This is a genomic window from Pseudomonas sp. P4_C1, from assembly GCF_056402155.1.
This window is the reverse complement of sequence record NZ_JBFUHY010000054.1, coordinates 1-12,337: the sequence shown is the minus strand read 5'-3', so window position 1 is coordinate 12,337 and position 12,337 is coordinate 1. Positions and strand designations below refer to the sequence as shown.

General features: G+C 60.0%; 14 protein-coding genes. 12 read left to right on the top strand and 2 right to left on the bottom strand.

Annotation, left to right across the window (positions count from 1 at the left end):
- The first annotated feature begins 96 nt into the window (after positions 1-96).
- From ribF to ispH, 5 genes are all read left to right on the top strand, one after another.
- Positions 97-1,035 carry a bifunctional riboflavin kinase/FAD synthetase gene (ribF, locus tag AC1DU9_RS21965; RefSeq protein ID WP_223463601.1) on the top strand — a complete coding sequence of 313 codons (939 nt, stop codon included), beginning with the start codon at positions 97-99 and terminating at the stop codon, positions 1,033-1,035.
- 13 nt (positions 1,036-1,048) lie between these two features.
- Positions 1,049-3,880 carry an isoleucine--tRNA ligase gene (gene ileS, locus AC1DU9_RS21960; RefSeq protein WP_477810783.1) on the top strand — a complete coding sequence of 944 codons (2,832 nt, stop codon included), beginning with the start codon at positions 1,049-1,051 and terminating at the stop codon, positions 3,878-3,880.
- Positions 3,873-4,385 (top strand): signal peptidase II, encoded by a 513-nt coding sequence (gene lspA / locus AC1DU9_RS21955; RefSeq protein ID WP_223463599.1) that lies wholly within the window; start codon positions 3,873-3,875, stop codon positions 4,383-4,385. The genes ileS and lspA overlap by 8 nt, the downstream gene beginning before the upstream one ends.
- A gap of 7 nt (positions 4,386-4,392) precedes the next feature.
- Positions 4,393-4,830, top strand: a complete 438-nt coding sequence (gene fkpB / locus AC1DU9_RS21950) for an FKBP-type peptidyl-prolyl cis-trans isomerase (protein WP_172435403.1) — start codon at positions 4,393-4,395, stop codon at positions 4,828-4,830.
- A 208-nt stretch (positions 4,831-5,038) separates the two neighbouring features.
- Entirely contained in the window at positions 5,039-5,986 is a 948-nt protein-coding gene (gene ispH / locus AC1DU9_RS21945) for a 4-hydroxy-3-methylbut-2-enyl diphosphate reductase (RefSeq protein ID WP_223463598.1), read from the top strand.
- On the opposite strand, the gene AC1DU9_RS21940 is transcribed toward ispH, so the two are convergent.
- Positions 5,955-6,494, bottom strand: coding sequence for a GspH/FimT family pseudopilin (locus tag AC1DU9_RS21940; RefSeq protein ID WP_223463597.1), 540 nt, complete (start codon positions 6,492-6,494; stop codon positions 5,955-5,957). The genes ispH and AC1DU9_RS21940 overlap by 32 nt on opposite strands.
- A gap of 130 nt (positions 6,495-6,624) precedes the next feature.
- Here AC1DU9_RS21940 and AC1DU9_RS21935 point away from each other — a divergent pair, with 130 nt between their 5' ends.
- The 7 genes from AC1DU9_RS21935 to thiO are packed head-to-tail and all read left to right on the top strand — an operon-like array spanning position 6,625 to position 10,709.
- On the top strand, positions 6,625-7,098 hold the full coding sequence (locus AC1DU9_RS21935; RefSeq protein WP_223463596.1) for a GspH/FimT family pseudopilin: 474 nt from the start codon (positions 6,625-6,627) through the stop codon (positions 7,096-7,098).
- Positions 7,095-7,544 (top strand): type IV pilus modification protein PilV, encoded by a 450-nt coding sequence (gene pilV, locus AC1DU9_RS21930; protein WP_223463595.1) that lies wholly within the window; start codon positions 7,095-7,097, stop codon positions 7,542-7,544. Before AC1DU9_RS21935 ends, pilV begins: the two co-directional genes overlap by 4 nt.
- Positions 7,541-8,248, top strand: coding sequence for a PilW family protein (locus tag AC1DU9_RS21925; protein WP_223463594.1), 708 nt, complete (start codon positions 7,541-7,543; stop codon positions 8,246-8,248). Before pilV ends, AC1DU9_RS21925 begins: the two co-directional genes overlap by 4 nt.
- A 10-nt stretch (positions 8,249-8,258) precedes the next feature.
- Positions 8,259-8,738 (top strand): pilus assembly PilX family protein, encoded by a 480-nt coding sequence (locus AC1DU9_RS21920; protein ID WP_223463593.1) that lies wholly within the window; start codon positions 8,259-8,261, stop codon positions 8,736-8,738.
- Positions 8,739-8,763: 25 nt separating this feature from the next.
- Positions 8,764-9,138, top strand: a complete 375-nt coding sequence (locus AC1DU9_RS21915; RefSeq protein ID WP_223463592.1) for a hypothetical protein — start codon at positions 8,764-8,766, stop codon at positions 9,136-9,138.
- A gap of 14 nt (positions 9,139-9,152) precedes the next feature.
- On the top strand, positions 9,153-9,554 hold the full coding sequence (locus AC1DU9_RS21910) for a type IV pilin protein (protein ID WP_223463591.1): 402 nt from the start codon (positions 9,153-9,155) through the stop codon (positions 9,552-9,554).
- A 54-nt stretch (positions 9,555-9,608) separates the two neighbouring features.
- Positions 9,609-10,709 (top strand): glycine oxidase ThiO, encoded by a 1,101-nt coding sequence (gene thiO, locus AC1DU9_RS21905; protein ID WP_477786781.1) that lies wholly within the window; start codon positions 9,609-9,611, stop codon positions 10,707-10,709.
- A gap of 157 nt (positions 10,710-10,866) precedes the next feature.
- Here thiO and AC1DU9_RS21900 read toward each other — a convergent pair whose 3' ends face one another.
- Positions 10,867-12,198, bottom strand: coding sequence for a sigma-54-dependent transcriptional regulator (locus AC1DU9_RS21900; RefSeq protein WP_223463685.1), 1,332 nt, complete (start codon positions 12,196-12,198; stop codon positions 10,867-10,869).
- Positions 12,199-12,337 lie beyond the last annotated feature (139 nt).

The following is a 12,337-nucleotide window of genomic DNA, read 5'->3' as shown; positions in this document are numbered from 1 at the left end:
AGTTTTGTCGGCTCGATCACTTTGGGTTACGGTGTTGCCTGTCGTCGGCCGCCGGGTGTGGTTATAATCGACCACTTTATGAGCAAGAAGCGCGTTATGCAGCTGGTTCGAGGCCTCCACAATCTGCGCCCCCAGCATCGGGGCTGTGTCGCCACTATTGGCAACTTTGACGGTGTTCACCGTGGTCACCAGGCTATCCTGGCGCGGCTGCGTGAACGTGCGCTCGAGTTGGGCGTGCCCAGCTGCGTGGTGATTTTCGAGCCGCAGCCGCGAGAATTTTTCGCCCCGGACACGGCCCCGGCCCGTCTGGCCCGGCTGCGGGACAAACTGCAGCTGCTGGCCGACGAAGGTGTCGACCGGGTCCTGTGCCTGGCCTTCAACCAGCGGCTGAGCAAGCTCAGCGCCAGCGAATTCGTTGATACCATCCTGGTGGACGGCCTTGGTGTACAGCACCTTGAAGTCGGTGATGACTTCCGGTTTGGCTGCGACCGCGTAGGGGATTTCGATTTCCTGCAACAAGCCGGCATCATTCAGGGCTTTACCGTCGAGGCGGCGCAAACCGTTGAGCTGGAAGGTATTCGCGTCAGCAGCACTCAGGTCCGCAATGCCCTGGCCGCAGCTGATTTTGCCTTGGCCGAGCGACTGCTAGGTCGGCCGTTCCAGATTACCGGGCGGGTACTGCACGGCCAGAAGCTGGCTCGCCAGTTGGGTACGCCCACGGCCAACATACAACTCAAGCGCCGTCGCGTTCCGCTTTCCGGGGTTTATCTGGTCAACGTCGACATCGACGGCAAGACCTGGCCCGGCGTCGCCAATATCGGCGTGCGGCCAACGGTACAAGGTGATGGCAAGGCCCACCTCGAAATACATCTTTTAGATTTTGCCGGCGATCTGTATGACCGGCGTTTAACGGTGGTTTTCCACCACAAGCTGCGTGAAGAGCAGCGTTTCGCCTCTCTGGAGGCGTTGAAAACGGCGATCAACGCGGATGTCGCCGCCGCCCGTGCACTAGCCGCACCTAGCGCCCATCGCTAATGAAGAGCCTTAAATGACCGACTATAAAGCCACGCTAAACCTTCCGGACACCGCCTTCCCAATGAAGGCCGGCCTGCCTCAGCGCGAACCGCAGATTCTGCAGCGCTGGGACAGCATTGGCCTGTACGGAAAGTTGCGCGAGATTGGCAAGGATCGTCCGAAGTTCGTATTGCACGACGGCCCTCCGTACGCCAACGGCTCGATTCACATCGGTCATGCGCTGAACAAGATTCTCAAGGACATGATCATCCGCTCGAAGACCTTGTCGGGCTTCGACGCGCCTTATGTTCCGGGCTGGGACTGCCACGGCCTGCCGATCGAGCACAAGGTCGAAGTGACCCACGGCAAGAACCTGGGCGCGGACAAGACCCGCGAACTGTGCCGGGCCTATGCCACCGAGCAGATCGAAGGGCAGAAGTCCGAGTTCATTCGCCTCGGTGTGCTGGGCGACTTCGCCAACCCGTACAAGACCATGGACTTCAAGAACGAGGCCGGTGAAATCCGAGCCTTGGCCGAAATCGTCAAGGGCGGTTTCGTGTTCAAGGGCCTCAAGCCTGTGAACTGGTGCTTCGACTGCGGTTCGGCCCTGGCCGAGGCGGAAGTCGAGTACGAGAACAAGAAGTCCTCGACCATCGACGTGGCTTTCCCGATTGCCGATGAAGCCAAACTGGCTGCGGCCTTTGGCCTGACATCGCTGGCCAAGCCTGCCTCGATCGTGATCTGGACCACCACCCCGTGGACCATCCCGGCCAACCAGGCGCTGAACGTTCACCCGGAATTCAACTACGCCCTGGTCGACGTCGGCGACAAGCTCCTGGTGTTGGCTGAAGAGCTGGTCGAGTCGTGCCTGGCACGCTACTCGCTGGAAGGTTCGGCCATTGCGACCACCACCGGTAAAGCGCTGGAACTGATCAACTTCCGTCACCCGTTCTACGACCGTCTGTCGCCGGTTTACCTGGCCGACTACGTTGAACTGGGCGCCGGCACCGGTGTGGTTCACTCCTCACCAGCCTACGGCGTGGACGACTTCGTGACCTGCAAGAAGTACGGCATGGTCAACGACGACATCCTCAACCCGGTACAAAGCAACGGCGTTTACGTACCGTCGCTGGAATTCTTCGGCGGCCAGTTCATCTGGAAGGCCAACCCGGCCATCGTCGACAAGCTGACCGAAGTCGGTGCGCTGTTGCACACCACCGTCATTGAACACAGCTACATGCACTGCTGGCGCCACAAGACTCCGCTGATCTATCGCGCCACTGCGCAGTGGTTCATCGGCATGGACAAGCAGCCGACCACCGGCGACACCCTGCGTCAGCGCTCGCTCAAGGCCATCGAAGAGACAGGGTTCATTCCGGCCTGGGGCCAGGCGCGCCTGCACTCGATGATCGCCAACCGTCCGGACTGGTGCATTTCCCGTCAGCGCAACTGGGGCGTGCCGATCCCGTTCTTCCTGAACAAGGAAAGCGGCGAACTGCACCCGCGTACCGTCGAGTTGATGGAAGAAGTCGCCAAGCGCGTTGAAGTCGAAGGCATCGAGGCCTGGTTCAAGCTGGACGCCGCCGAACTGCTGGGCGCTGAAGCGCCGCAGTACGACAAGATCAGCGACACCCTGGACGTCTGGTTCGACTCGGGCACCACGCACTGGCACGTCCTGCGCGGTTCGCACCCGATGGGTCACGAAACCGGCCCGCGCGCCGACCTGTACCTGGAGGGCTCGGACCAGCACCGTGGCTGGTTCCACTCGTCGCTGCTGACCGGTTGCGCCATCGACAACCACGCACCGTATCGCGAACTGCTGACTCACGGCTTCACCGTCGACGAGTCCGGCCGCAAGATGTCCAAGTCCCTGGGCAACGTGATCGCGCCACAGAAAGTCAACGACACCCTGGGCGCCGACATCATGCGTCTGTGGGTTGCTTCGACCGATTACTCGGGTGAAATGGCGGTTTCCGAGCAGATCCTGCAACGCAGTGCGGACGCCTACCGGCGTATCCGTAACACCGCGCGTTTCCTGCTTTCGAACCTGACCGGCTTCAACCCGGCCACCGACCTGTTGCCGGCCGAAGAAATGCTGGCTCTGGACCGTTGGGCCGTGGACCGTGCCCTGCTGCTGCAACGCGAACTGCAAGAGCACTACGGCGAATACCGCTTCTGGAACGTGTACTCGAAGATCCATAACTTCTGCGTGCAGGAACTGGGCGGCTTCTACCTCGACATCATCAAGGATCGCCAGTACACCACTGGCGCCGATAGCAAGGCCCGCCGCTCGTGCCAGACCGCGCTGTTCCACATCTGCGAGGCGTTGGTGCGCTGGATCGCGCCGATCCTGGCGTTCACCGCCGACGAACTGTGGCAGTACCTGCCGGGCGAGCGTAACGAATCCGTCATGCTCAACACCTGGTACGAAGGTCTGAGCGAACTGCCGGAAGGCTTCGAGCTGGATCGCGCCTACTGGGACCGGATCATGGCGGTCAAGGTCGCGGTCAACAAGGAAATGGAAATCCAGCGCGCGGCCAAGGCTGTCGGTGGCAACCTGCAAGCCGAAGTGACGCTGTTCGCCGAAGACGCGCTGACTGCCGACCTGGCCAAGCTGAGCAACGAGCTGCGCTTCGTGCTGATCACTTCGACCGCCAGTGTCGCGCCATTGGTGCAGGCACCGGCCGATGCCGTGGTCACCGAAGTCAGCGGCCTGAAGCTGAAGATCGTCAAGTCGGCCTTCGCCAAGTGCGCCCGTTGCTGGCACTGCCGTGAAGACGTCGGTGTGAATCCGGAGCATCCGGAAATCTGCGGCCGTTGCGTCGACAACATCAGCGGCGCTGGCGAGGTCCGTCACTATGCCTAACGCCGTTGGCCGTTTCGGACGGCTGAGCTGGCTCTGGTTGAGTTTGCTGGTTCTGGTCATCGACCAGGCCAGCAAGTTCTACTTCGAAGGCAAGCTTGCGATGTACCAGCAAATCGTGGTGATCCCCGATTACTTCAGCTGGACCCTGGCCTATAACACCGGTGCGGCGTTCAGCTTTCTGGCTGACAGCTCCGGCTGGCAGCGCTGGCTGTTCGCGTTGATCGCTGTCGTGGTCAGTGCGGTGCTGGTGGTGTGGCTCAAGCGTCTGGGGCGCAACGAGACCTGGCTGGCGATTGCGCTGGCACTGGTGCTCGGCGGCGCGCTGGGCAATCTTTATGACCGCATTGCCCTGGGCCATGTGATCGATTTCATTCTGGTGCATTGGCAGAACCGCTGGTATTTCCCGGCGTTCAACTTTGCCGACAGTGCAATCACGGTTGGTGCTGTCATGCTGGCACTGGATATGTTCAAAAGTAAAAAGACCGGAGAAACCGTTCATGACTGAACAGGTATTGGCTGAGCAACGCATCGGTCAGAACACGGAAGTCACCTTGCATTTCGCATTGCGCCTGGAGAACGGCGACACTGTGGACAGTACTTTCGACAAAGCCCCGGCGACCTTCAAGGTCGGTGACGGCAACCTGTTGCCAGGTTTCGAAGCGGCCCTGTTCGGTTTCAAGGCCGGTGACAAGCGTACGCTGAGCATCGAGCCGGAAAACGCTTTCGGTCAGCCTAACCCGCAAAACGTGCAGATCATCCCGCGCTCTCAGTTCCAGGACATGGAACTGTCGCCTGGCTTGCTGGTGATCTTCAACGATGCGGCTAATACTGAATTGCCGGGTGTAGTCAAAGAGTTCGATGATGCGCAAGTGACCATTGACTTCAACCATCCGCTGGCTGGCAAGACGCTGACCTTTGACGTGGAAATCATTTCCGTCAAAGCGCTCTGAGGCATTACGGGGGCAGCTTCTGTTGCCACCGGACCCTGTGGGAGCGAGCTTGCTCGCGATGAGGGCCTGACAGTCGATATTGATGTTGACTGACACTGCGCTATCGCGAGCAAGCTCGCTCCCACAGGAAGTTTCACTGTTCTCGAACCTTGTGTTTGAGCAACAGGACCGCATTATCATTTTTCGCGCGCAAGACACGAGGCACAGCATGCAAATCAAACTCGCCAACCCCCGTGGCTTCTGCGCCGGTGTGGACCGGGCGATCGAAATCGTCAACCGCGCCCTGGAAGTCTTCGGGCCGCCGATCTACGTTCGCCATGAAGTGGTTCACAACAAGTTTGTCGTCGAAGACCTGCGCTCCCGTGGTGCGATCTTCGTCGAAGAGCTGGACCAGGTGCCGGACGACGTCATCGTGATCTTCAGTGCCCACGGCGTTTCCCAGGCCGTGCGCAGCGAAGCGGCTGGCCGTGGGCTGAAAGTATTCGACGCCACGTGCCCGCTGGTGACCAAAGTCCACATCGAAGTGGCGCGCTACAGTCGTGACGGCCGAGAGTGCATTCTCATCGGCCACGCCGGTCACCCGGAAGTCGAAGGCACCATGGGTCAGTACGATGCCGGCAACGGCGGCGCGATCTACCTGGTCGAAGACGAGAAAGACGTTGCGGCCTTGCAGGTAAACAACCCTGAACAGCTCGCGTTCGTGACCCAGACCACGCTGTCGATGGACGACACCAGCCGCGTTATCGACGCGCTGCGTTCGCGCTTCCCGGCCATCGGTGGACCGCGCAAGGACGACATTTGCTACGCCACGCAAAACCGTCAGGACGCGGTTAAACAACTGGCCGACGAGTGCGACGTGGTGCTGGTAGTCGGTAGCCCGAACAGCTCCAACTCCAATCGCTTGCGCGAGTTGGCTGAACGCATGTCCACTCCGGCCTACCTGATCGACGGTGCCGAAGACCTGCAAAAGAGCTGGTTCGAAGGCGTCGAGCGTATCGGTATCACCGCTGGCGCATCCGCCCCCGAAGTCCTGGTGCGCGGCGTGATCGAGCAATTGCAGGCCTGGGGTGCCACCGGTGCCGATGAACTGGCCGGTCGCGAGGAGAACATCACGTTCTCGATGCCTAAAGAACTGCGCGTTCGCTCGTTGCTCTGAAGTTATTCCTTTCTTCGCATAACGCCTGCTCAGCCTTGTCGTTGCGCAGGCTGACGCGCCCGGTTCGTGCCAACACCACTTGATGTTGGCTCACCGGCACGCGAACTGCGCAAATGTGTAATGTCCCTCCAAACAGCGGCTCGCCCTGACCTCTGAATCGTATTGAGCTTTCGACCGTACTGTTCCCCGCAATCGACACGCGCGCGCCGCTCTGGCGTTCGGCCAGCAGCGGATTGTCGCTGTCCATCTCCCCTTTGCCGCTGATATCCAGAATGATCCGCCAGCCTTGGCTCCAGTCGCCATTGATGCCGTGAATCACCACGGCCTGGTTGCGGGTGATGGCTTCGCTCCGGGCGGTGCGAATACCACTGAATAGGGCCTGCGCCGCTTGCTGTCTTTGGTTCGACTCGATCAGCGTTGCGAACGCCGGACTGACCAGTTGCAGAACAATTCCTGTAATTGCCAGTCCCATGAGCAGTTCGATCAGGCTGAAGCCTTGTTGCCGCATGACATGGCCCTCCGTGGCGTACTGTGGCTCACGCAATCCCTGCGCGAGAAAAGACAACGCAAACGCACAGCATCGTTCGGATGTTGTGCTGCGCAACAGCAGGTATAGCCGAAGGAAACAGAAGGTCCCGATGGATCATCGTACAAAAGGTTTCACGCTGATCGAGTTGCTGGTCGCGCTCGCGATCCTGCTTATCCTGCTGACCATGGCCGTTCCGGGGTTTACCCGCTCGGTGCAAACGACGAGGGCCGATACCGAAATTTCGGACCTGCGACGAGCCCTTGATTTTGCCCGGCTCGAAGCCATTGATCGGGGCAATACCACACGGGTGCGCCCGACGGCCGGTGGGGATGTCTGGAGCGGGGAGCTAACGATTTACGACGGTACTGGCTCTTTGGCCAGTGTATTACGGGTTATTCCGGCGATGAGCAGCGGCGCAACTCTGGCGCTAACCTCTGGCGTCACTGCCATCGATTTCAACAGCATGGGCGGATTGTCATCACCGTCCTCAGCGGTGGTGATCAGCTATGGGCGGGGCGCACAAAGCAGGACGCTGACAGTGTGTTTGAACGGACGAATTCTATTGGGTGGAAGTTGCGGATGAGGGCAGGGAGGCAAGGCACGCAGGAGGGCATGACGCTGGTCGAAGTCCTGGTGGCGTTAGTCATTCTGGGAGTGGGGTTGCTGGGGGCAGCGGCGTTTCAGCTCAATGCGTTGAAGTACACGGACAGCGCGCGCATGACCAGTCAGGCCAGCTTTATCGCCTACGACCTGATGGACCGCATTCGCGCCAACGCCACTGCGGACTACACCATCGCGCCGCCGGCTTCGGGCAATCCGGACGTTACCCGGGATCAGGACCTGTTTGACTTCAAAGCCAATATTGTCAGTTCGCTCGGTGCTACCGCAACGGGCAGCGTCACCGTCAATCAGCAGCTGTACACCATCACGATTACCTGGGACGACTCACGGGCTGCGAAGGCCGCCGACTCTCGGCGCAGTTTTGTCCTGAGCAGTCGCGCGGCCATTGATCCGGTGATGATCCCGTGATGCGCCGCAGCAGGGGTTTTGGCCTGGTCGAGTTGCTGATCGCCCTGGCATTGAGCCTGATCGTGGTGCTGGGCGTGGTGCAGGTTTTCATTGCAGCCAAGAACACTTATCTCAGCCAGAACGCGGCCGCGAACATGCAGGAGGACGCACGTTTCGTGCTGAGCAAAATGATTCAGGAAGTCCGCATGGTCGGGATGTTCGGTTGCCTGGAAACGATCACCGACTCAAGTCAGAAAGGTGATTTCCATGCCAGTCAGCTAGCACCGATCCGCTGGGACAACGGCGGCCGCAAGTTGACGCTGGTTACGGCGGATGTCGGCGGCAATGGCGGCAAGCCGGACTGGACCGTGCTTTCCGATTGTCGAACCCATTCGACGGCCTACAGTGAAGGTCGGGCGCCAGTGGCAGGACAACTGGCCTTTCCGATACGGCGGCTGGATTACAGCTTCGGCAACAACCAACTGCTTATGAAGAGCGGGGCCGCAGCAGACCAGGTATTGGTGGATAACGTCAGCGCTTTCGACGTGAGCTTCGGCCTGGCCAGCACGGCCACTGATCTGGCTGCTTCGCGCTACAGCAGCAATCCGTCGGACCCCGCGCTGATTCGTAGTGTTCGCCTGAGCCTGACTCTCACCGATCCGAACCACCGGGTGAGCGATCAAACCTTCAACGTGGTTGCCGCTCTGCGCAACCGCTTGCCATGAGGGAGTGCCAATGAATCGTGCTCCCAAGACGTATTACGCCCAACGCGGCATGGCACTGTTGGTCAGTCTGGTGTTCTTGCTCTTGCTGACACTGATTGGGCTTTCATCGATGCAGAGCGCCACTCTGCAGGAAAAAATGGCCGGTAGCGTCGCCTTGCGCAATCAGTCGTTCCAGAGTGCCGAAGCCGCATTGCGGGTGGGCGAGGGTGCAGTGCGGCGGGACAGTTATGCGTTACCTGTTTGCAGCGGCATCGTTCAATGTGCACCACCGTCCGAGTCTTCGACTATTACCGCTGCCGGTTTCAACGCCTCTTCAGGCGTGACCTGGGTTGCATCGGGCAAGGGCTTTTATGGCGTGCAAAATATCGGTGTCAGCCGAAATGCGGTGAATGTGCCCATCAATACCCCGGCGACCTTGTATCGGGTAACGGCGGTCGGCATCGCGGGTCATTCACGCAGTGTGGTGGAGAGCATCTATGCGAAGTACTGAGCGACCTGTCAGGTTATGGTCACAAATGATCGGTGTCGTCGTCGCGCTTGACCTGTCGATGTCGGCGCACGCTGCCACGTCAGCGGATTCGCCGGCGCTGAACCGGCCAACCTGTCTGGCCAATGGCAACTGGTACGGTTTTTACCACAGCAATCAGGGGTTGAAAGCCGTCTGCCTGAAGCTGCCCGAGGCGATCAGCGTTAAGATGCTCGACAGCAACGCCGATGGAGTGGTCGACAACAGTGACACGCTATCCGATGGCGTGATCTTTGTTGGAGAGCATTCGACCCAGGACGCCAGCGACAATGGCGGGGCCGTGAACGATTCCACTGGCGACGGTACTGCGGGGATTGAAAAATCCGGCGGCAGCCGTCGCATCATGTGGCGACAAATACAGTGACTGAGAATTGATACATGCGTAGTTCCAACCGCGGTTTTACCCTGATCGAAATCATGATCGCGATTGCGATCATCGGTATTGTCATGACCATTGCTGCCCCGAGTTACACCGAATACCTGAACAAGGGCCGCCGCGCAGAAGTGGCCGGTCTGCTCTCGGAGCAGGCGCAGCTTCTGGAGCGCTTCTACTCGCAAAAAAATGCCTACACCGATGCGACGGGCCTCAGTGCCGGCAATGATTACTATGCCATCACACCGACCCTGACCGACCAGACCTTCCTGTTGACGGCGGTACGCAAGGCTGACTCGAGCATGGCCACTGACAAGTGTGGTGATCTGACCATCACCAATATCGGAGTCCTCGGCATGGTCAACGCAAAATCCGGCCTGACCAGCAAAGACTGCTGGGGGCGCTGAGTTTTTTTCGGGTGCCTTTTGCACTCTCTGTCTATTTAACGATTGGATCAGAACATGACCAGGCAACAGCAAGTGGTGATTGTCGGCGGTGGAGTGATTGGTTTGCTGACGGCCTTCAATCTCGCGTCCGAAGTGCAAAGCGTTGTGCTGCTGGATCGCTCGAACGTAGGCCAGGAGTCGTCCTGGGCGGGTGGCGGCATCGTTTCGCCGCTTTACCCGTGGCGCTACAGTCCGGCAGTCACCGCGTTGGCTCACTGGTCCCAAGACTTTTATCCACAACTGGGCGAGCGCTTGTTTGCCGCCACCGGCGTTGATCCTGAAGTGCACACCACCGGTCTTTACTGGCTGGATCTGGATGACGAGGCTGAAGCGCTGGCATGGGCCGCCCGGGAAAATCGTCCGTTGAGTGCGGTGGATATTTCGGCAGCCCACGACGCCGTGCCGGTGCTGGGCAGCGGTTTTTCCCGGGCGATCTACATGGCCGACGTCGCCAACGTGCGTAATCCGCGACTGGTGAAGTCACTCAAGGCCGCGTTGCTGGCGCTGCCGAACGTGACGATCCATGAGCAGTGCGAAGTCAGCGGGTTTGTTCGTGACGGCAACAAAGTGGTCGGCGTGCAGACCGCCACAGGTGCTGTCCTGGGCGATCAAGTGGTCCTGACGGCGGGGGCCTGGAGTGGCGATTTGCTCAAGCGTCTGGATCTGACGTTGCCGGTCGAACCGGTGAAAGGGCAGATGATTCTCTACAAGTGTGCGGCGGATTTCCTGCCGAGCATGGTCCTGGCCAAGGGCCGTTATGCGATTCCCCGGCGCGACGGGCACATTCTGATCGGCAGTACGCTGGAGCATGAAGGCTTTGACAAGACGCCGACCGGGGCGGCACTGGAAAGCCTGAAGGCGTCCGCGGTGGAATTGATCCCGGCGCTGGCCGAGGCCGAAGTGGTGGGGCATTGGGCCGGATTGCGCCCGGGGTCACCCGAGGGCATTCCTTATATCGGCCCGGTACCGGGGTTTGACGGGCTCTGGCTCAACTGCGGGCATTACCGTAACGGGCTGGTGTTGGCGCCAGCGTCATGCCAGTTGTTTGCCGATGTGATGCTGGGTCGGGCGCCGATTATCGATCCGGCGCCTTATGCGCCTGCCGGGCGGCTTTGACTGCGGGACAGTTGTCGTTTGTCAGATCGCCATCGTCGGATCGCCGCCCGGATCAAGCTCGCTCCCACAATGGTTCTGAGGTGTTCGCAGTTGTTGTGTTCACCAATGACCCTGTGGGAGCGAGCTTGATCCGGGCGGCGATCCGACGATGGGGGCCTCAATCCAGTCCCAACTTCTTCAGTCGGTAACGCATCGACCTGAATGACAGATTCAACCGCTGAGCCGCCGCCGTGCGGTTCCAGCGGGTTTCCTCCAGGGCCTGGAGCAGCAGTTGGCGTTCGACGTTTTCCAGGTAGGTTTCCAGATTGTCGATCCGGGTCAGGTCCGGCACGCCACCTTCAGCCCCACAGTTGCCTTCAGCCAGGCGCAGGTCGCCGGCTTCGATCTGATTGTTCTCGCACAAGGTGTGCGCCCGTTCGAGCATGTTTTCCAGTTCCCGCACATTGCCCGGGAAGCGATAGCTTTTCAGCGCATCGAGGGCCTGGGGGTGGAGTCTCGCTGCAGGTTGACCGGTATCGGCGGCCAGGCGCTTGAGTATGTGGCTGGCCAGTATTTCGATGTCATCGCGACGCTCGCGCAAGGGTGGCACCGGGAGTTCGATCACGTTCAAACGGTAGTAAAGATCATGACGAAAGCGTCCGGCGGCGACCTCGGCGCCAAGGTCCTTGTGCGTGGCGCAGAGAATGCGCACATCCACCGCCACTTCCTGCTGCCCGCCGACGCTACGTACGGCTTTCTCCTGAATCGCGCGCAGCAGTTTGACTTGCATGGCCAACGGCAGGTCAGCCACTTCGTCGAGGAGCAGGGTGCCGCCGTGAGCTGTCTGGAACAGACCGGGTTTGTCTTCGATGGCGCCGCTGAAACTGCCTTTGCGATGGCCGAAAAACTCACTCTCCAACAGTTCCGAAGGAATCGCCGCGCAGTTGATCGCAATGAACGGCTGATTGGCGCGAGGGCTTTGATCATGGATCAGGCGCGCGACCAACTCCTTGCCGCTGCCGGATTCTCCGCTGATGTATACCGTCGCATGGCTGCTGGCCAGTTTGGTGATCTGTTTGCGCAGGTTGCGCATGGGCAATGAGTCACCCAGCAAGCAGCGATCGATGCCAGCCCCGCGGGCAGGAACCAGCAGGGCGCTGGTGACCAGTTCACGCAGGCGCGTAAGGTCCACCGGTTTGGTCAGGAAGTCGAATGCGCCGGCCTTGAGCACATTGACCGCGGTTTCGAGGCTGGCATAGGCGGTGATCATCGCCACCTGGACCTGAGGGTGGCTTTGCTGGATGTGCTGCACCAACTCCAGGCCGGTACCGTCCGGCAACTGCATGTCGGTCAGGCATAGATCGAAGGTTTCGCGTTTCAGCAGGGATTGCGCTTCGCCGACGTTGCGGGCGTTGAACGTCTCCAGTCTCATCCTTCCCAGGGTGATTTCCAGGAGTTCGCGAATGTCCGGCTCGTCATCGACGATCAAGACTTTTTGTCGTGGTCTCATGTTCAACGTGGGCTCCGTCCGTGAGCATAGGTCATGCAAAAGCAGCCGCCTTCCTGGCGTGCCTTGAAGTCTAGGCGGGACAGAGTGCTTTCGTCCGGCTGGCCGGACCGATAAAGCCCCAGGCCCTTGATATAGGGGG

Coding starts and splice junctions, on each gene's coding strand:
- ribF (WP_223463601.1), top strand. CDS start 97: ATGCAGCTGGTTCGAGGCCTCCACAATCTGCGCCCCCAGCATCGGGGC.
- ileS (WP_477810783.1), top strand. CDS start 1,049: ATGACCGACTATAAAGCCACGCTAAACCTTCCGGACACCGCCTTCCCA.
- lspA (WP_223463599.1), top strand. CDS start 3,873: ATGCCTAACGCCGTTGGCCGTTTCGGACGGCTGAGCTGGCTCTGGTTG.
- ispH (WP_223463598.1), top strand. CDS start 5,039: ATGCAAATCAAACTCGCCAACCCCCGTGGCTTCTGCGCCGGTGTGGAC.
- AC1DU9_RS21940 (WP_223463597.1), bottom strand. CDS start 6,494: ATGCGGCAACAAGGCTTCAGCCTGATCGAACTGCTCATGGGACTGGCA.
- AC1DU9_RS21935 (WP_223463596.1), top strand. CDS start 6,625: ATGGATCATCGTACAAAAGGTTTCACGCTGATCGAGTTGCTGGTCGCG.
- pilV (WP_223463595.1), top strand. CDS start 7,095: ATGAGGGCAGGGAGGCAAGGCACGCAGGAGGGCATGACGCTGGTCGAA.
- AC1DU9_RS21920 (WP_223463593.1), top strand. CDS start 8,259: ATGAATCGTGCTCCCAAGACGTATTACGCCCAACGCGGCATGGCACTG.
- AC1DU9_RS21915 (WP_223463592.1), top strand. CDS start 8,764: ATGATCGGTGTCGTCGTCGCGCTTGACCTGTCGATGTCGGCGCACGCT.
- AC1DU9_RS21910 (WP_223463591.1), top strand. CDS start 9,153: ATGCGTAGTTCCAACCGCGGTTTTACCCTGATCGAAATCATGATCGCG.
- thiO (WP_477786781.1), top strand. CDS start 9,609: ATGACCAGGCAACAGCAAGTGGTGATTGTCGGCGGTGGAGTGATTGGT.
- AC1DU9_RS21900 (WP_223463685.1), bottom strand. CDS start 12,198: ATGAGACCACGACAAAAAGTCTTGATCGTCGATGACGAGCCGGACATT.